We start from the raw sequence: 18,662 nt of genomic DNA on the forward strand, positions 1-18,662 counted from the left end.
GACGACGTCGTCGAACGCGGGATGGCGGCACGCTATCGGCGCGCCCTTACTGGCGAATTACCGCCGGTCCCGCGGTGGCCGCCCGGCGCGAGCTCCGCGGCGGACCGGGCGTCGGGCCGTCGTGCGCCCGCTACGCTGTCGAGAATGGTCGCCCCCGCATTCCCCGTCGAGATCGCCGTCCAGGATGCCGCGGGCACGCGCATCGCCCTCGAGCAGGGGGCCGCGCGCATCGAGCTCTGCCAGGCGCTCGGGCTCGGCGGGCTGACTCCCTCGGCTGGGCTCGTCGAAGCCGCGGTCGAGTCGGCCCGCGACTTCGGTGCGACCGGCTTCGTGCACGTGCTCGTGCGCCCTCGCGGCGGCGGCTTCGTCTACGACGCCGACGAGCAGGAGACCATCCTCCGCGAGATCAGGGCGGCGGTCGCGGCCGGCGCGGACGGCGTCGTCGTCGGTGCGCTCACCGAACGGGGTGAGCTCGATCTCGACGCGATCGCCCGCTTCGCCGAGGCTGCGGGCGTCGCCGACGTCACGGTGCATCGGGCGGTGGATGCCTCGGTAGACCCCCTCGGCTCGGTCGCCGCGCTCGCCGGTCACGGCGTGCGGCGCGTGCTCACCTCGGGCGGTGCGCCCGACTGCCGTGCCGGGCTCGGCGTCCTCGTCGAGATGGCGGCCGCCGTGTCCGGCCGTCTCGAGATCATGGCGGGCGGCGGCGTGCAGCTCGCCGACATCCCGGCGCTCGCCGCGGCCGGCGTCGACGCGGTGCACCTCTCGGCGCGCGGCCGCGCGCTGCGGGGCGGCGCGAGCGGCCCCGGCGGCGGAGTCGACGGCTTCGACGAGACGGATGCGGCGCTCGTCGCCGCAGCGGTGGGAGCGGCCCGAACCGTCGAGCGCTGAGCCCGCCGCAGCCGGCCGCGCAGTCAGCACCACGGAGACGCCACGGGCCCCGGCGGATCACTCGATCCGCCGGGGCCCGTGCGTCGCTCTACTCCACCCCGTAGAGGTGCAGCACATACTGCTCGGTCTTCGTGCCGTGCGAATCCTCCGAGTTGATCCGCAGCGAGACGAGCTTGTCGGCCGCCGCAGTGTTGTCGACCAGGGCGACCCATTCGCCGTCGCGCTGGACGACGGGGACGTCGGTCCACTCGTGGTCCTCGATCGCGGTCGCGCCGTTCGGGGCGATCCGGTCGTACGACACCTGCGCGCTGAACTCGACGATCGCACCGGGGTCGTAGCCGTCCTGCCCGTGCAGGGTGACGCCGACCGGGAACTCCGCCGTGGCGGGCGCGAGGTTCAGCTCGTTCACCGGGGCGTCGTACCTCGGCAGCGCGATCGGCAGGGCCTGGATCGAGTCGCCTTCGGGGCGGCTCGTCTCGAAGGTGAACGTGCTGAGCGTGCCCAGCCCGAACGCCCACGACTCGTTGCGGCGGAGCCGGAGCTGGTTCACAACGAGCTGCAGTTCGGCGTCATCGGTGCCGACGTCGTACTGGCCGGACGGGAACGCCGACTGCGAGAGCGAAGTCCCGTTCTTGAACAGCTCCAGGTTTCCGACGTCGAAGAAGCCCGGTACGCCGACGCGGCCCTCGACCGTGTCCTGCCACTGCGGGAAGGAGAAGCCGACGATCGAGCCCTGCCGCTCCGCGATCCGCGCCGGCGAACCGTCGGGCTTCACGGCCATCGCGGTGTTGGTCGCCAGCTTGAACCACTCGGTCTCGGTCTCCTCCCCCCGGTCGTACGTGCGGATCGGGTCGAACCAGACCTCGGGGCGGGTGCGGAACCCGCCGCTCTGCGCGAGCTGCTGCCACGGCATGTCGGGCGAGTAGTAGGCCGTGCGTGTGCCGGGTGCGGCCACCCGGTCCCCGCTCGACGAGTAGAACGGCCCGGTGCCGTCGCTCGGGATGATCCGGCTCCATTCCTCGGCGGCCCAGGCCTTGCCCTGCGCGTACCAGTGCTCGGTCACGCTCGCCAGGCGATCGTCGCCGATGTCGTGCGACTGGTCGTCCGACACCCGGTCCTCCTCGGTGAACGCGAGGTTGTACACGTACGCGCTCGCCTCGGTGGCGACCGCCGGGTCGTACGCCCGCGCCGTGGTGCCGAACGTGAAGGTGCCGTTCCTGACGCGGTCGGTCGGGGCGGCGAACAGTGTCGGGTCGCCGCTCGCGAACACCGAGGCGCCGACCAGCCACCGGTCGTCCCAGCTGCGCTGGACGCCGAGCGATCCCGAGCGGATCACCGCCGGCCGGTCGCCGCTCACCGTCACCGGCTCGGCGTCGCGGGCATCGAGCGTCACCGTGGTGTCCTCGTCGAACGTGGCATCCGGGTCGCCGACGTACGCGTAGGCGAAGCTGCCGTCGTCGTTCGCCGTGCGGATGAACGACGTGAGGAAGTGGCTGCCCGCGCGAACGCGCAACTCGAGGTCGGCGCCCGTGAAGTAGTGCACGGCGCGACTCGGCTGATGCATGTCGGTGAGGTCGAGGTATCCCGACGTCGCCGCGGCGCCGCTGCGGTCGATGGCCTTCACGGTGACGGTCACGGTCTTCGGCTCGAGCCAGAAGCCGACGGCCGTCACGACCTCGACGCCCTTGCTGCTTCCGAGGCCGGTCGCCACGATGCGCCCGCCGATCTCGCCGTAGGCGCCGTCGCGCAGCTTGCCGGCGTTGGCGTTGGCGGTCACGTCGACCGTCGCGGACCCGCCCGCCGGCACGTCCACGATGCGCGAGCCGAGTTCGACCAGGTTCGAGGGTACCGACTCGCCGTCGGCGCCGGTCAGATCCTCGAGCTTGAGCTGCAGCTTCACCGCGTGGTCGGAGGTGTTCGTGTACGTCACCTGCTCGGTTGCTCGCTCGTCACGCCCGTGCGGCCAGTCGAAGCTGCCGAGCTCCACGCTCACATCGCTCGTGATCGTCGCGCCGATCGCCCCTGGGGCCCACAGCTCGCCGGTGCCCTGCTCGTAGACGGTGCCGTCCGCATCGGACTTCACGGCGCCGACGAGCGCCGCCTTGACCTGCTGGGCGGTCCAGTCGGGGTGCGCCTGTCGTACGAGCGCCGCGGCTCCCGCCACGTGCGGCGAGGCCATCGAGGTCCCCGACATCGCGACGTAGTCGACGCCGCCCGGGCTGTTGTTCTGGGCGCCGATGATCGCGACCCCGGGGGCGGCGATGTCGGGCTTGATGCGGTGGTTCTCGTACGTCGCGCCGCGACTCGAGAAGTCGGCGGTGGCTCCGTCGGCGTCGATCGCGCCGACCGTGAGCGCGCCCTCCGCACATCCCGGTGAACTGACGGTCTCGCGGAGCCCGTTGTTGCCGGCGGCGATCACGAACAGGGTGTTCGACTGCCGGCTGAGTGCTTCGGTCGCTGCCGAGATCGGATCCGTGCAGTCCGTCGCGGTGACGGAGCCGAGGCTCATGTTCACGACGTCGGCACCCTGGTCGACCGCCCATTCCATGCCGTCGATGATCCACGAGGCGAGCCCGCCGCTGCGTCCGAGGACCTTGCCGACGAGCAGGTCGGCGCCCGGTGCCATGCCCGTCTTCGACGCGTCGGCTGCACCCGAGCCGCCGACCGTCGAGGCGACGTGCGTACCGTGCCCGGCACGGTCCTCGACGCCCTCGCCGGTGAAGTCCTCGGTGGCGACGACGCGTCCCTCGAGGTCGGGGTGCGACGAGTCGTAGCCGGTGTCCAGCACGGCCACCGAGGTGCCCGTCCCGTCGAAGCCGAGATTCCACGCCGCCTGCGCTCCCGACTGCTCGACGCCGGTCGCCGGATCGAGCTCGAGCGCGGTGGCCTGCACCTTCGCGTCGAGCCAGATCTTCTTCACCTCGCCGGCCGAGCGCGCGTTCGCACCGATGAGCTGCGCGTAGGCGGCCGCGGCGCCGGTCTTGTCGAGCGAGACGGCGGTAGCGCCGATCGACTCGAGCTCGGTCTCGACGGTGAGACCGCTTGCGCCGCGAGCCTGTGCGACCGTGCCGTCGACGATGAGCGGCAGCGTCTCGCTGTGCGCGTCGTCGTAGCCCTGCGCGATCAGGCCGGTCACGTTGAAGAGCTCGGGGTCGAGGCGGTCGGCGGCGAGCGCGGGCTGCGCGTCGGCGGGGAACACGTAGAGCTCGCCCTCGATCAGGCGCGAGTAGTAGTCGCGTCCCGGCGGGAGCACCGCCGAGGGCGTGCCATCGGCCGCGGTGGAGACCAGGACCCGGTCGCCGTTGATGAGCGTCACCGCCTGAGCGGCGGCCGAGGCGGATGCCGCGCCGATGAGCTCGTCGGGCTCCTCGCCCGCGAGCGCCGTTGCTGGGATCTGTCCCGCTGCGAGGAAGCCGACCGCCATGACGGCGGCCAACCCTCCTGCGACCGGACCCGTGAATCTGGACATTTGTGACCTTTCCGGGGGTGATTTGCCGGGAGATGACACGAACGTGTCAGAGCTGAGTAGCATGCGCAATGACGGAAAAGTGTCATGACACTTCTCCGCCATGCATTGACGCGGGACCGGTGGCAGAAAGGTGCAACCATGCTGAGCGTGCTGGGTCTCGACGAATTGCAGGAGCGCGCCTACCGACGTCTGGTGCAGCTGCCCTCGGGCTCGGCGACGGAGGTCGCCGAGCACCTGCGGGTCGACCTGCCCGACGTCGTCGCCGCGCTCGAGTCGCTCGAGTCGATGGGGCTCGCCGCGCGGTCGGTCGCGAGCCCCGAGCACTTCACCGCCTCCCCGCCCGAGTTGGCGCTCGGCTCTTTGATCGTCGAGCGCCAGCAGGACATCAGGCGCGCCGAGCTCGAACTGCACGCACTCACCGAACTCTTCCGCGGCGCGGCGTCCGAGCGCGTGCACACCGACGTGATCGACGTGGTGCGCGGGCGGCAGGCGGTCGCCCAGCACTTCGCCCAGTTGCAGCGCGGCGCGCGGCGCGAGGTGTGCGCGCTCGTCAAACCCGAGGTCGCGGTCGTGACCGCCGAGGAGAACGTCGACGAGAAGGTCGCGCTCGATCGCGGAGTGACCTACAAGGTCGTCGTCGAGAAGCGCGCCTTCGAGCAGCCCGGCTTCTCGGAGATGGCCGCGGAGTCGGCGGCGGCCGGCGAGCAGATCCGCGTGGCCGAGTCGGTGCCGCTGCGCCTGCTCGTGACCGACCGCGAACTCGCGCTCCTGCCGCTCGTGCCCGACGAGACGGGCGGCAGCGAGGTCGGCGCGCTGCTCGTGCGGCCGAGCGGCCTGCTCGACGCGCTGCTCGCCCTGTTCGACCTGGTCTGGCAGCAGGCGAATCCGATCCACCTCGGGCCGGATGACTCGGCGACGCGCCCCGGCGCCGGCCTCGAGGAGATCGACCGCCACTTGCTGACGCTGCTCCAAGCAGGACTCACCGATCAGGCGATCGTCGGCCAGCTCGGCATGTCGCTCCGGACCGTCCAGCGACGCGTTCACCAGCTGATGGCCGAGGCCGGCGTGACGACCCGCTTCCAACTCGGGTCGACCGCGGCCCGTCGGGGATGGCTGCCGCGGGGTTGAGCGTGCTCGCTCACGTGACGACCCGGGCGTGCGCCCGTCCGCGCCCGTGGCATCCCGCTTGGCTAGGCTGGGGGCATGCGCCCCGACCCCGATGCCGACGACGACGCTCTGCGCTGGGAGGGCGACGACGACGCGACCCTCGCCCCCGGCTGGAAGGCCGTCGGCAATCCGGCTCCGCTGAAGCGCGGCGCGACTTCGGCGCCCGCCGCGGGCGACGACCGCACCGGCGCCGACGTCGATGCCGGTGACGGCGCCGAGGTCGACGACGACGGCGCAGCGCCGGCCGGCGCCGTACAGACCGGCTCGGTCGAACTCGTCGTCCTCGGCGTGCTCGGCGGGGTCTACCTGCTCTACACGATCGGCTGGATCATCACGGCGCTCCGCACGGCGACACCGGGCACGAGCGTCGTCGGCGACTTCATGTACGGGCTCGGCCTCTGGCTCGCGGTGCTCGCCGCGCCGCTCTGGTTCGTGCTCGCCCTGCGCGGCGCTCGCACCGCCCGCTCGCGGCTCGTCTGGCTCGCCGTCGGGGTCGTCGTGCTGGCCCCGCTGCCCTTCATCCTCGGAGTGACCGCATGACCGCCGCATCCCCAGCGCCCGCAGGGGCCGAGCCCGAGGCATCCGCCCCCGCGCCGAACCTGCCGCTCTGGCTCGACGCGGCCCTCGCCGTCGTGTTCGGGCTCTTCTACGCCTACGACGTGTGGGAGGTGGTCGAGAGCATCGTGCAACTGCTCGGCATCGGCCTCTCGTTCTCGGCCGCTGGCTGGGCCGTCATGATCGTCGCGCTGCTCGCCCCGCTCGCGTGCTTCGCGGCGGCGTTCGCGCTCGGGCGCCGCCGAGGCATCCTCGCGCGCATCGCGCTGTACTTCGCGGGCCTCTGCGTCTCGGCCGCGCTGTTCCTGAGCCTCACGGTGCTGCTCGGCCAGGTCGGCGGCGTCGTCGTCTGAGCCGTTCGCCCGCTCGGCGACGTCGCGAGCCGTCACAGTACGTGATGGCGCGCAACACTCCAGTAGGGTTGGCGGGGTAACGGCGCCCCCACTGGCGTAGGCGCTCCTCTCCGCGCGTCTTCCCGCGCGCATCGCTCCGAAGGAACCGTTCGTGTCAAAGCCGGTCGTGCTGATCGCCGAAGAACTCTCGCCCGCCACCGTCGACGCCCTCGGGCCCGACTTCGAGATCCGTCAGGTCGACGGCACCGATCGACCGGCGCTCCTGTCGTCGCTCGCCGATGCCGACGCCATCCTCATCCGCTCGGCGACCCAGGTCGACGCCGAGGCGATCGCCGCGGCCCCCAAGCTCAAGGTCGTCGCCCGCGCGGGCGTCGGCCTCGACAACGTCGACGTGAAGAGCGCGACGACGGCCGGCGTCATGGTCGTGAACGCGCCGACGTCGAACATCATCTCGGCCGCCGAGCTCACGATCGGGCACATCCTGAGCCTCGCCCGCCACATCCCGGCCGGGCACGTCTCGCTCTCGGCCGGCCAGTGGAAGCGCTCGTCGTACACGGGCACCGAGCTCTACGAGAAGACCGTCGGCATCATCGGCCTCGGCCGCATCGGCGCACTCATCACCGCACGCCTGCAGGCGTTCGGCATGGAGGTAATCGCCTACGACCCGTACATCACGGCGGCCCGCGCGCAGCAGCTCGGCGTGCAGACGGTCTCGCTCGACGAACTGCTCGAGCGCAGCGACTTCGTGACGATCCACATGCCGCGCACGCCCGAGACGCTCGGCATGATCGGCACCGAGCAGCTGCAGAAGATGAAGAAGACCGCCTACGTCGTGAACGTCGCCCGCGGCGGCCTCATCGACGAGCAGGCGCTCCACGACGCGCTCGTCGCCGGCGAGATCGCGGGCGCCGCCCTCGACGTCTTCGTGCAGGAGCCGCCCCAGGAGTCGCCCCTCATCGGCCTGCCGAACCTCATCGTCACCCCGCACCTCGGCGCCTCGACCGACGACGCGCAGGAGAAGGCGGGCATCTCGGTCGCCAAGTCGGTGCGTCTCGCGCTCGCCGGCGAGCTCGTGCCCGACGCGGTGAACGTCGCCGGCGGCGTCATCGACCCGTACGTCCGCCCCGGCATCCCGCTCGTCGAGAAGCTCGGCCAGCTGTTCTCGGGCCTCGCGCACGGCGAGCACGGCGGCCTCACGAGCCTCGACGTCGAGGTGCGCGGCGAGCTCGTCGACTACGACGTCAGCGTGCTGAAGCTCGCCGCGTTGAAGGGCGTGTTCACGAATGTCGTCTCCGAGTCGGTGTCGTACGTCAACGCGCCGCTCCTGGCCGAGCAGCGCGGCGTGCAGGTGCGGCTCATCACCGAGGCCGACAGCCCCGAGTACCGCAACGTCATCACCCTCCGCGGTGCCCTCGCCGACGGCACCCAGGTGTCGGTGTCGGGCACCCTGACCGGTCCGAAGCAGACCGAGAAGCTCGTCGGCATCGACGGCTACGACCTCGAGGTGCCGATCGCGAAGCACCACATCGTCATGAGCTACACCGACCGCCCCGGCATCGTCGCGGTCTACGGCCAGGAGTTCGGCGAGGCCGGCATCAACATCGCCGGCATGCAGATCGCCCGACGCGAGGCCGGCGGCACGGCGCTCAGCGTGCTCACGGTCGACTCGCCGGTGCCCGCCGAGGTGCTCGAGCGGGTTCGCCAGGCGATCGACGCGAAGGTCTTCGTCGAGATCGACATCACCGATTAGCGGTTCTCGTTCAGTCGGATGCCCCGGCGCGACGCCCTTCGCGGGTGCGCGCCGGGGCATCCGTCGTTCTGCGCGCGTGCTGCAAACCGTTCCGGGGGTCATTTTCCGCCATCTCGTTGGGGCATGCCCGAGAGAACTGGCTGAAAGTGACCCCGGGAGCGGGAGCGGGAGCGGGAGCGGGAGCCAGCCCCGGGAGCGGGAGCGGGAGCGGGAGCCGTGCCCGCTCAGCGCGCGGCGAGGCGCTCGAGCAGGGCGACGAGCGCGGTCAACTGCTCAGACGAGACGCCGACGCCGACGGCAGCCGCGGTCGAGTCGGCGAGGTCGCCGTCGACGGCTTCGGCGCGCAGCGCCGCGCGGTGGTAGAGCCCGTCGCCCATGAGGGTGACGGCGAGGGCGAGCGTCGGGTCGCCGACGTGTCCGGTGAGTGCGGCGAGCCAGCGGGTCTCGGCCTCGTCGAGCGCCCGACCCGCCTCGCGGTCGCCGCCCTGCGCCAGCCGGAGGATCGCCACGAAGGTGTGGTCGAGCGGGGTCTGGATGTCGAGCGATGAGCGAAGGAAGTACGCGATCGCCCCGTCGGGTGCCTCGTCGATGCGCACGAGGTCGTCGTCGACGAGCCGCAGCAGCCGCTCGACGAGGCCCGCGACGAGCGCCTGCTTCGAGCCGAAGTGGTAGAGCAGCCCGCCCTTCGAGACGCCTGCGGCGCGAGCGGTCGCGTCGAGCGTGGCGGTGCGCTCGCCGTCGGCGATGATGAGCCGCTCGAAGGCGTCGAGCACGGCTTCGCGGGCGGCGGGTGGGCGGGGCATGGCGTGATTCTCCCAGAGGTGCGGCGGTCGCGTGCAGGTCGACCGCACTGACGAAACTCGGCTGGTATCTGTTACTATACCAGCCGGACGGTATAGAAACTGAGTGAGAACATGACCGATCACACGGCCACCACGACCCCGACGACCGATTCGTCGCCCACCCCCACGACCGACGCGTCGCGTCGCGTCGCCGCGAAGCGCACCCGCCCGGCGACCCCCGCCGCCACGGGCCGCGCCCCGCGCCGCGCCTGGTTCGCGCTCGCCGTGCTCATGCTGCCCGCGCTCCTCGTGTCGATCGACAACACGGTGCTGAGCTTCGCGCTGCCCGAGATCTCGCGCGACCTCGCACCCACCGCGGCCCAGCAGCTCTGGATCATCGACGCCTACCCGCTCGTGCTCGCCGCCCTGCTCGTCGCGATGGGCAGCGCCGGCGACCGCTGGGGCCGTCGCCGCATGCTCATGATCGGGTCGATCGGCTTCGCCGTCGTCTCGGTCGGTGCGGCGTTCGCCCCGACCGCCGAGCTCCTCATCGCCGCGCGCGCCGCGCTCGGCTTCTTCGGCGCGATGCTCATGCCCTCGACGCTGTCGCTCCTGCGCTCGATCTTCACCGATCGCGAGCAGCGTCGTCTTGCGATCGCGATCTGGGCCTCGGCGTTCGCCGCGGGCAGCGCCCTCGGCCCGCTCGTCGGCGGCCTCCTGCTCGAGCATTTCGCCTGGGGCTCGGTGTTCCTGCTCGCAGTGCCGGTGCTCGTGCCGATGCTCGTGCTCGTACCCCTGCTCATCACCGAGAGCCGCGACCCGAACCCCGGCCGCATCGACGTCTGGAGCATCCTGCTCTCGCTCGCGACGATGGCGCCGATCGTCTTCGGCATCAAGCACCTCGCCACCGAGGGCTTCGACGCACTCGGGCCGCTCTTCATCGTCGCGGGCCTCGTGGCCGGGTGGCTGTTCGTGCGCCGGCAGCTCGCGAGCGAGGCGCCGATGCTCGACGTGCGCCTGTTCACCGTCGGACCGTTCGGCGGCGCCGTGCTCGTGAACCTGTTGAGCGTCGTCTCGCTGGTGGGCTTCCTGTTCTTCGTGTCGCAGCACCTGCAGATCATCGCGGGCCTCTCGCCGGTCGAGGCCGGGCTCGCGCTCCTGCCCGGGCTCGTCGCGATGATCATCGCCGGCCTCGCCGTGGTGCCGATCTCCCGGCGGGTGGCCCCGCGGCTGCTCGTGCCCGCGGCGCTGACGCTCTCGGCGGGCGGCTACCTCGTCGTCGCCTTCGGCGCCTCGGAGGGGTCGCTCGGCGCGGTCGTGCTCGCCTTCACGATGCTCGGTATCGGCATCGGCATGGCCGAGACGGTCTCGAACGAGCTCATCCTCTCGAGCGCACCGCCGTCGAAGGCGGGCGCGGCCTCAGCGGTCTCCGAGACGGCGTACGAGCTCGGCGCGGTGCTCGGCACCGCGGGCCTCGGCAGCATCATCGCGGCGCACTACGCGAGCGCCATCCGATTGCCCGATTCGCTCACCGCAGCGCAGATGGATGCCTCGCGCGAGACCCTCGCCGGCGCGGCGGTCGTGGCATCCGAACTGCCCGCGGCACAGGCCGAGGAACTCATGCGCGCGGCCGCGATCGCGTTCGACGGCGGCGTGCTGGTGACCTCGCTCATCGGCGTCGGCCTGATGGTCGCGGCGGCGACCATCGCGGCCCTCACCCTGCGCAACCCCTCGCACCACGACTGAGCGCCGGGTGACGTCCTGTCATGAATCGGGGCACGCCGGGCGACGGCAGTACGCTTGAGGGGCTTGTCGCACGAAGGAGTATTCATGGGTGGAACGGTCAAGCTCGCGGTCATTCCCGGTGACGGGATCGGCCCCGAGGTCGTCGGCGAGGCGCTGAAGGTGCTGGGCGCGGTCACGGCCGGGGGCGACACCGTCTTCGAGCAGACGCCGTTCTCGCTCGGTGCGGCCCGCTACCTCGAGACGGGCGACGTGCTCACCGACGGCGACCTCGACGCGATCAAGGAGCACGACGCGATCCTCCTCGGCGCCGTCGGGGGAGTGCCGGGCGACCCGCGCCTCGCGGGTGCGAACATCGAGCGCGGGCTCCTGCTGAAGCTCCGCTTCGAGCTCGACCACTACGTGAACCTGCGCCCGTCGGTGCTCCACCCCGGCGTCGTGAGCCCGCTCGCGAACCCCGGCGAGGTCGACTTCATCGTCGTGCGCGAGGGCACCGAGGGTCCGTACGTCGGCAACGGCGGTGCGATCCGCGTCGGCACCCCGGCCGAGGTCGCCAACGAGGTCTCGGTGAACACCGCCTACGGCGTCGAGCGGGTCGTGCGCTACGCCTTCGCCGCCGCGAACGCGCGCCCGCGCAAGAAGCTCACCCTCGTGCACAAGACCAACGTGCTCGTCTTCGCCGGCTCGTTGTGGAAGCGCACGGTCGACGCCGTGGCATCCGAGTACTCCGACGTGACCGTCGACTACCTGCACGTCGACGCCGCGACGATCTTCCTCGTCACCGATCCTGCTAGATTCGACGTCATCGTCACAGACAACCTCTTCGGCGACATCCTCACCGATCTGGCCGGCGCGATCAGCGGCGGCATCGGCCTCGCAGCCTCGGGCAACATCAACCCCGACGGCCGATTCCCCAGCATGTTCGAGCCGGTCCACGGTTCCGCACCCGACATCGCCGGGAAGGGCATCGCCGACCCGACCGCGGCCATCCTCTCCGTCGCCCTCCTGCTCGACCACCTCGGTCTCGCGGAGGCCTCGGCGAAGGTCTCGCGGGCGGTCGCCGCCGACATCGCCGAACGCGGCGGGGCGACGCGCACGACCTCCGAGGTCGGCGACGCGATCGCCGCCCGTATCGGCGCACTCGACTGATCACGCGCACTCGCATCGAAGGACACCTCATGACGATCAACCTCCCGCTCCAGGCCCCCTCCGCAGCCGGACTCATCTGGCAGACGGTCCGCAACGAGAACGCCAAGTCGCCCGAAGAACGCGAGGCGGTCCTCGCCGACCCGGGCTTCGGCAACCACTTCACCGACCACATGGTCGACGTGTGCTGGTCGGAGAAGGGCGGCTGGCACCGTCCCCGCGTCACGCCCTACGGCCCGATCCAGCTCGACCCGGCGGCCGCCGTGCTGCACTACGCGCAGGAGATCTTCGAGGGCATGAAGGCCTACCGGCACGCCGACGGCTCGATCTGGACCTTCCGCCCCGAGCAGAACGCGGCGCGCATGCAGCGTTCGGCCAAGCGCCTCGCGCTGCCCGAGCTGCCGAGCGACATCTTCATCGAGTCGCTGAAGAAGCTCATCGCGGTCGACGGCGACTGGGTGCCCTCGGCCCCCGAGACGAGCCTGTACCTGCGGCCGTTCATGTTCGCGAAGGAGGCGTTCCTCGGGGTGCGCCCGGCGAAGAAGGTCGCGTTCTACGTGATCGCGAGCCCCGCCGGCGCCTACTTCCACGGCGGCGTGCAGCCGGTGTCGATCTGGCTGTCGACGAACTACGCGCGGGCCGGAAAGGGCGGCACCGGCGCGGCGAAGACCGGCGGCAATTACGCGTCGAGCCTGCTGCCCCAGGCCGAGGCGGCCGAGCACGGCTGCCAGCAGGTGCTCTTCCTCGACGAGGGCAAGTACCTCGAGGAGCTCGGCGGCATGAACGTCGTGCTCGTCTACAAGGACGGCACGCTCGTGACCCCCGAGTCCGACTCGATCCTCGAGGGCATCACGCGCGACTCGGTGCTGCAGCTCGCGAAGGACCGCGGCCACACGGTCGAGAGCCGCAAGGTGACGATCGACGAGTGGCGCGAGGGCGCGGCATCCGGCGACATCGTGGGCGCCTTCGCCTGCGGCACCGCCGCGGTGGTCACGCCCATCGGGCGCCTCCTCGCCGAGGACTTCGAGATCGTGCACGAGGGCGATGCGGCCGCCGAGCTGGCCCTCTCGCTCCGCGAGGAGCTCACGGGCATCCAGTACGGGCGCGTGGAGGACCGGCACGGCTGGCTGCTCCGCCTCGACGCGTGAGCGAATCCCACCACGACGACGCGACGGCCGGATCGACCTCGATCCGGCCGTTCGTCGTCGCCGACACCGATGGCGTCGTCGCCCTGTGGCGCGCCGCGGGCCTCGTGAAGCCGTGGAACGACCCGCATCTCGACATCGAGCGCAAGCTGACGGTGCAGCCCGAGCTGTTCCTGGTGGCCGAGACGGTGTCGGCAGATGGCGGGCGCGAGCTCGTCGGCACGGCGATGGTCGGGTACGACGGGCATCGCGGCTGGGTGAACTACCTCGCCGTCGCAGATCCCGCGCGCGGCACCGGACTCGGCCGCCGGCTCATGGCCGAGGCCGAGCGCCTGCTCGTCGAGCGGGGATGCCCCAAGCTCAACCTGCAGGTGCGCACCTCGAACACCGAGGTGATCGCGTTCTACGAGCGGCTCGGGTACGTGATCGACGATGCGGTGAGCCTCGGCAAGCGGCTCATCCCCGACGCGCCGCGCTGACGCGCCGCGCACGCGCTGCGCCGCGCCCCGCACGCCCGCGTCCACATCCATCGAGTCGCCGAAAACCGTGCATCCTGGGTCCACCGACAGCGCTTTTCGGCGACTCGATGGCGTGGGCGGCCGGGTGAGCGGCCGGGAGGCCGGGCGGCTTCGCGGGCCCGCCCACGCCACCCGCCGATAGGCTTGCGGTCATGAAGATCGCGCGGTTCAGCCATGGTGAGACCATCTCGTTCGGCATCATCGACGAGGAGGAGCACGAGCTCGTCGTGCTGAAGGCCGACCCGATGTTCGCGGGCTACGAGCCGACCGGCGAGCGGGTGCCGCTCGCCGAGGCGAAGCTCCTCGCGCCGGTGATTCCGCGGTCGAAGGTCGTCGCGGTCGGCAAGAACTACCACGACCACGCCGCCGAGATGGGCGGCGAGGCCCCGGCAGAGCCGCTGCTCTTCCTGAAGCCGAACACCTCGGTGATCGGCCCCGACGACGCGATCGTGCTGCCGCCCCAGAGCGAGCGGGTCGAGCACGAGGGCGAGCTCGCCGTCGTGATCGGCCGCATCGCGAAGAACGTGAGCGAAGCCGATGCCGACAAGGTGATCTTCGGCTATACGATCGCCAACGACGTGACCGCCCGCGACCTGCAGCAGCGCGACGGCCAGTGGACCCGCGCGAAGGGCTTCGACTCGTTCTGCCCGCTCGGGCCGGTGATCTCGACCGACGTCGACTTCGTGAACGGCACCATCGAGACGAGCGTCAACGGCGTGCGCAAGCAGGAGGGGCGTCTCGCCGACCTCGTGCATTCGGTGCCCGCGATCGTCGCCCACGCCTCGAGCGTCTTCACGCTGCTGCCGGGCGACGTCATCCTCACCGGCACGCCGGCGGGCGTCGGCCCGATCGTCGACGGCGACACGGTCGAGGTCACGATCTCGGGCCTCGGGGTGCTCTCCAACCCGGTGCGTTCCGCGGGGTAGCGGGTCGACATGGGCGAGCAGCTCGCAGGGCAGGGCCCGGATGCCGCCGGCGGCGCCGCCGACCCCCTGACGATCGAGCCCGCGCCGGGTGACGGGCACCACGACCTCCGCGATCGCGACGACCTCACCGCGCTCATCGAGGCGTTCTACCTGCGGGCGTTCGCCGACCCGTTCATCGGGCCGATCTTCACCGACGTCGCGAAGATGGACCTCGCCCACCACTTGCCGATCATGTGCGACTTCTGGGAGTCGGTGCTCTTCGACGCCGGCACCTACCGGCGCGACGCGCTCGCCCTGCATGTCGCGCTCGACGCGAAGCACCCGCTCACCGAGACGCACTTCGACCGCTGGCTGGTGCTCTGGCGGCAGACCGTCGACGACGGGTTCACCGGCGAGGTCGCCGACCGTGCGAAGGTGCAGGCCGAGCGCATCGCCGCGTCGATCCGACGCCGCCTCGCCGGAGGCACCGGGTCGGCGTTCGAGACGATCACCACCCGCGAGCGGCTCGAGGCCGACGGCACGATCGACGGGCCGCGCGCCGACGGCTGAGCCACGGCACCGCCGGCTGCGCCGCCGCTCAGTGCCGCAGGTTCAGGTGCGCCGCGCTGCCGGTCACGGCATCGGCGGCGCGCGAGACATCCTCGTCGTCGTTCCAGAGATGGAACGCGACGCGTGCCCGACCTGCCCGACCCGACGCCACGAGCCCGGCGGCCGTCAGCGCCGCGAGGTCGCAGCCCGTCTCGTCGGGCCACGTGACGATCGCCGAGTTCGAGGCGGCGAGGCCGATCCGCTCGCGGAACGCGTTCGCCATCCCCACGTCGTACCGCTGGACAGCCGCCAGGTCGAGCGAGGCGGCGAAGCCGAGTGCGGCTTCGGCACCGGCCCAGGCGTGCCACGCGGGGGAGACCTCGAAGCGGCGGGCGCCGTCGGCGAGGTGCAGTTCGGGTCCGTAGCACGACGCCCAGGGGTCGTCGCCCGAGTACCAGCCGGCCGTGTGCGGGGTGAACGACTCGACCGCCCGGTCGGAGAACGCGGCGAAGGCGGCCCCGCGCGGTGCGCCGAGCCACTTGTAGGCGTGGCAGACGACGAGGTCGCCCGTGACGTGGTCGGTCGGCATCCAGCCGGTCGCCTGGGTGGTGTCGACGAGCGTCAGCGCGCCGGCGTCGCGGGCTGCGGCGGTGATGGATGCCTCGTCGGCGACCTCGCCGGTCGCCGACTGCACGAGCGAGTACGAGACGAGCCAGGTCGACGGGGTGACGGCGTCGGCGAGGGCGTCGAGCGGCACGTGGCGCACCTCGAGGTCGCCGCGCGCGAGAAAGGGTGCGACGACCGATGAGAAGTCGCCGTCGACGCACAGGATCTCTGCGCCGGCCGGGGCCGCGGCGGCCGCGAGCCCCGCGAACACCGAGACCTGCGAGCCGGTCGCGATGCGTGCGGGGGAGGTGCCGAGCAGGCTCGCGGCGTGCCCGCGGGCGCGCTCGAGGGCGGCCGAGTAGTCGGCGGCGCTCGCCGCGCCGAGCGACCAGCGCTCGAGGTCGCGGCGCACGGCGTCGCGGGTGACGTCGGCGGGCAGGCCGAGGGTGCAGGCGGCGAGGTAGCCGCGGCCGGCGGCGAATCGGTCTCGAAGCGGGTGCATGCCTCCAGCGTCGACCCGTTCGACTCATTCGACAAGTACCAGTGTTCGATGACATGCATAACCAACGCTTATGATGCTGCCATGTCGGATGCCTCGATCGAAGCCCTCGCGGCCGCACTCGACCTGCAGACGGTGCGGGTCGTTCGCCGCATCGCCGAGCACGGATCGCTCACCGCGGCCGCGACCTCGCTCGGCTACAGCCAGCCCGCGGTGAGCCAGCAGCTGCGCCGCTTCGAGGAGCGCACGGGCATCGCCCTCGTCGAACGCGTCGGCCGCGGCATCCGGCTCACCGAATCGGGGCGTGTGCTCGCCCGTCATGCCAACGCCGTAGCGACCGCCCTCGAGGCGGCCGCCGGCGAACTCGCCGAGCTCCGCGGGCTCCGCGCGGGGCGGGTGCGCCTCGTCGCCTTCCCCTCGGCGTCGGCGACCCTCGTGCCCCGGCTCATCGCCGCGCTCGCGGCGGAGCATCCGGGCGTCACCGTCACCTACGTCGAGGCCGAGCCGCCCGAGGCGGTCGCGGCCGTGCGCGCCGACCGCGCCGATGTCGCGATCACCTTCAGCTATCCGGGCGACCGCGACGACCCGCACCGCGCGAGCGCTCGCGGACTCGACGTGCGCGGCTACGGCGAGGAGCCGATGCAGCTCGTGCTCCCGGCGGGGCATCCGGCCGCGGCATCCGACCGCATCGAACTGGCCGCCCTCGGCGACGAGGCCTGGATCGCCGGCTGCCCGCGCTGCCGCGGGCACCTGCTCGAACTCGCGGATGCCGCGGGGTTCACGCCGCGCATCGCATTCGAGACCGACAACTTCGTCGCCGTCGAGGGCATGGTCGCGCAGGGCCTCGGGGTGGCGCTGCTGCCGGCGCTCGCGCTCGCGGCGTCCCCGAGGCATCCCGACGTCGTGGCCCGGCCGACCGCGCGCGCCGACGTGCGCTCCCTGCATCTCGTGACCGCCCAGGGCGCCGGGCGGGTGCCCGCCGTCGCGGCCACCCTCGCCGCGCTCGATGGCCTCACCGGCGAGCGCGCCGCGCGCGCCGCTCGGTAGCATTGAGGCGATGTCCGAGTCAGCTCACCCCTTCACCCAGGCCACCGGCAGCGATGTCCGTGTGCGCTTCTGCCCCTCACCGACCGGCACGCCGCACGTCGGCCTCGTGCGCACCGCCCTGTTCAACTGGGCCTACGCGCGTCACACCGGCGGCACCTTCGTGTTCCGCATCGAAGACACCGACGCCGCCCGCGACAGCGAAGAGAGCTACGAGCAACTGCTCGACGCGCTCACCTGGCTCGGCCTCGACTGGGACGAGGGCGTCGGCGTCGGCGGCCCCCACGAGCCGTACCGGCAGTCGCAGCGCGCCGGCATCTACGCCGAGGTCATCGAGAAGCTGAAGGCCTCGGGCCACGTGTACGAGAGCTACTCGACCGCTGAAGAGATCGATGCCCGCAACGAGGCCGCGGGCCGGCCGAAGCAGCTCGGCTACGACAACTTCGACCGCGATCTCACCGACGAGCAGAAGGCCGCGTTCCGCGCCGAGGGTCGCGAGCCCGCACTGCGCCTGCGCGTGCCGGAGGTCGACCTCGGCTTCGACGACCTCGTGCGCGGCGAGATCAGCTTCCCCGTGGGCAACACGATCGACTTCGTCGTGGTGCGCCCGAACGGCGCCCCGCTCTACACGCTCGTGAACCCTGTCGACGACGCCCTCATGGGCATCACGCACGTGCTGCGCGGTGAAGACCTGCTCTCGTCGACGCCGCGCCAGATCGCGCTGTACCACGCGCTCATCGACATCGGCGTGACCACCTTCGTGCCGCGCTTCGGCCACCTGCCCTACGTCATGGGCGAGGGCAACAAGAAGCTCTCGAAGCGCGACCCCGAGTCGAACCTGTTCCACCACCGCGACCGCGGCTTCATCCCCGAGGGGTTGCTCAACTACCTCGCGCTCCTCGGCTGGGGCTTCTCGGCCGACCGCGATGTGTTCAGCCGCGACGAGCTCGTCGCCGCGTTCGACGTCGAGAACGTCAACCCGAACCCGGCCCGCTTCGACCTGAAGAAGGCCGAGGCGATCAACGGCGACCACATCCGCCAGCTCGACGTCGCCGACTTCGCCGCGCGCACCGTGCCGTACCTGCAGTCCGCGGGTGCCGTCTCGACGCCGATCGCGCCCGGTGAGGAGGCGATCCTCGCCGAGGCCGCCCCCCTCGTGCAGGAGCGCATCAACCTGCTCGGCGAGGCGCCCGGCATGCTCGGCTTCCTCTTCACCGACGCCGACTCGCTCGAGTACGACGAGGCCGCCGTCGGCGCGCTGCCGGCCGACACGGCCGCGGTGCTCGCCGCAGCCCGCAACGCCCTCGACGCGCTGCCCGCCGAGGCGTGGGGCACCGCCGAGATCGAGGAGGCGCTGCGCGCCGCGCTCATCGACGGACTGGGCCTCAAGCCCCGCGTGGCCTTCGGCCCCGTGCGCACCGCAGTGTCGGGCCGCCGCGTCTCGCCGCCGCTGTTCGAGTCGATGCAGATCCTCGGCAAGGTCGACTCGCTCGCGCGCGTCGACCGGCTCGCGGCGCTCATCGGCTGACCTCCACGGTCT

Annotated in this window: 16 protein-coding genes; 13 read left to right on the forward strand and 3 right to left on the reverse strand. The window is 71.8% G+C overall.

Annotation, left to right across the window (positions count from 1 at the left end; all coding sequences use genetic code 11):
• Positions 1-144: 144 nt before the first annotated feature.
• Positions 145-891 (forward strand): copper homeostasis protein CutC, encoded by a 747-nt coding sequence (locus GQQ93_RS14280; RefSeq protein ID WP_157424890.1) that lies wholly within the window; start codon positions 145-147, stop codon positions 889-891.
• A gap of 88 nt (positions 892-979) precedes the next feature.
• Here GQQ93_RS14280 and GQQ93_RS14285 read toward each other — a convergent pair whose 3' ends face one another.
• Entirely contained in the window at positions 980-4,360 is a 3,381-nt protein-coding gene (locus GQQ93_RS14285; protein ID WP_157424891.1) for a S8 family peptidase, read from the reverse strand.
• Between the two features lie 138 nt (positions 4,361-4,498).
• Here GQQ93_RS14285 and GQQ93_RS14290 point away from each other — a divergent pair, with 138 nt between their 5' ends.
• From GQQ93_RS14290 to serA, 4 genes are all read left to right on the forward strand, one after another.
• Positions 4,499-5,488, forward strand: a complete 990-nt coding sequence (locus tag GQQ93_RS14290; RefSeq protein ID WP_157424892.1) for a helix-turn-helix domain-containing protein — start codon at positions 4,499-4,501, stop codon at positions 5,486-5,488.
• Between the two features lie 75 nt (positions 5,489-5,563).
• On the forward strand, positions 5,564-6,067 hold the full coding sequence (locus tag GQQ93_RS14295; protein WP_157424893.1) for a DNA polymerase III subunit gamma/tau: 504 nt from the start codon (positions 5,564-5,566) through the stop codon (positions 6,065-6,067).
• Positions 6,064-6,435: a hypothetical protein gene (locus GQQ93_RS14300; RefSeq protein ID WP_157424894.1), complete on the forward strand. Its 372-nt coding sequence runs from the start codon at positions 6,064-6,066 to the stop codon at positions 6,433-6,435. Before GQQ93_RS14295 ends, GQQ93_RS14300 begins: the two co-directional genes overlap by 4 nt.
• 151 nt (positions 6,436-6,586) lie before the next feature.
• Complete coding sequence (serA, locus tag GQQ93_RS14305; RefSeq protein ID WP_157424895.1) at positions 6,587-8,185, forward strand: phosphoglycerate dehydrogenase; 1,599 nt, start codon at positions 6,587-6,589, stop codon at positions 8,183-8,185.
• Between the two features lie 224 nt (positions 8,186-8,409).
• Here serA and GQQ93_RS14310 read toward each other — a convergent pair whose 3' ends face one another.
• Positions 8,410-8,988 carry a TetR/AcrR family transcriptional regulator gene (locus GQQ93_RS14310; protein WP_157424896.1) on the reverse strand — a complete coding sequence of 193 codons (579 nt, stop codon included), beginning with the start codon at positions 8,986-8,988 and terminating at the stop codon, positions 8,410-8,412.
• Positions 8,989-9,099: 111 nt separating this feature from the next.
• Here GQQ93_RS14310 and GQQ93_RS14315 point away from each other — a divergent pair, with 111 nt between their 5' ends.
• The 6 genes from GQQ93_RS14315 to GQQ93_RS14340 all read left to right on the forward strand — a co-directional run bounded on the left by GQQ93_RS14315 (position 9,100) and on the right by GQQ93_RS14340 (position 14,994).
• A complete protein-coding gene (locus GQQ93_RS14315) occupies positions 9,100-10,713 on the forward strand; it encodes an MFS transporter (protein ID WP_157424897.1) in 1,614 nt (537 codons plus the stop codon).
• Between the two features lie 84 nt (positions 10,714-10,797).
• Positions 10,798-11,859: a 3-isopropylmalate dehydrogenase gene (locus GQQ93_RS14320; protein WP_157424898.1), complete on the forward strand. Its 1,062-nt coding sequence runs from the start codon at positions 10,798-10,800 to the stop codon at positions 11,857-11,859.
• 29 nt (positions 11,860-11,888) lie between these two features.
• Positions 11,889-13,004, forward strand: coding sequence for a branched-chain amino acid aminotransferase (locus GQQ93_RS14325; RefSeq protein ID WP_157424899.1), 1,116 nt, complete (start codon positions 11,889-11,891; stop codon positions 13,002-13,004).
• The gene (locus GQQ93_RS14330; protein WP_246192336.1) at positions 13,001-13,480 is read left to right on the forward strand and encodes a GNAT family acetyltransferase; all 480 of its coding nucleotides are present in this window, start codon (positions 13,001-13,003) and stop codon (positions 13,478-13,480) included. The genes GQQ93_RS14325 and GQQ93_RS14330 overlap by 4 nt, the downstream gene beginning before the upstream one ends.
• Before the next feature lie 191 nt (positions 13,481-13,671).
• A complete protein-coding gene (locus GQQ93_RS14335) occupies positions 13,672-14,445 on the forward strand; it encodes a fumarylacetoacetate hydrolase family protein (RefSeq protein WP_157424900.1) in 774 nt (257 codons plus the stop codon).
• 9 nt (positions 14,446-14,454) lie between these two features.
• Positions 14,455-14,994, forward strand: coding sequence for a group III truncated hemoglobin (locus GQQ93_RS14340; protein WP_212277347.1), 540 nt, complete (start codon positions 14,455-14,457; stop codon positions 14,992-14,994).
• A 28-nt stretch (positions 14,995-15,022) separates the two neighbouring features.
• On the opposite strand, the gene GQQ93_RS14345 is transcribed toward GQQ93_RS14340, so the two are convergent.
• Positions 15,023-16,081: an aminotransferase class V-fold PLP-dependent enzyme gene (locus GQQ93_RS14345; protein WP_157424901.1), complete on the reverse strand. Its 1,059-nt coding sequence runs from the start codon at positions 16,079-16,081 to the stop codon at positions 15,023-15,025.
• Positions 16,082-16,162: 81 nt separating this feature from the next.
• Between GQQ93_RS14345 and GQQ93_RS14350 the strand changes: the two genes are divergently transcribed.
• Together GQQ93_RS14350 and gltX are read left to right on the forward strand one after the other, a co-directional pair.
• Positions 16,163-17,125 (forward strand): LysR family transcriptional regulator, encoded by a 963-nt coding sequence (locus GQQ93_RS14350; RefSeq protein ID WP_157424902.1) that lies wholly within the window; start codon positions 16,163-16,165, stop codon positions 17,123-17,125.
• Between the two features lie 10 nt (positions 17,126-17,135).
• A complete protein-coding gene (gene gltX / locus GQQ93_RS14355) occupies positions 17,136-18,650 on the forward strand; it encodes a glutamate--tRNA ligase (protein ID WP_157424903.1) in 1,515 nt (504 codons plus the stop codon).
• Positions 18,651-18,662 lie beyond the last annotated feature (12 nt).

The sequence above is a fragment of the Agromyces lapidis genome (assembly GCF_009749405.1).
GTDB classification, from domain to species: domain Bacteria; phylum Actinomycetota; class Actinomycetes; order Actinomycetales; family Microbacteriaceae; genus Agromyces; species Agromyces lapidis.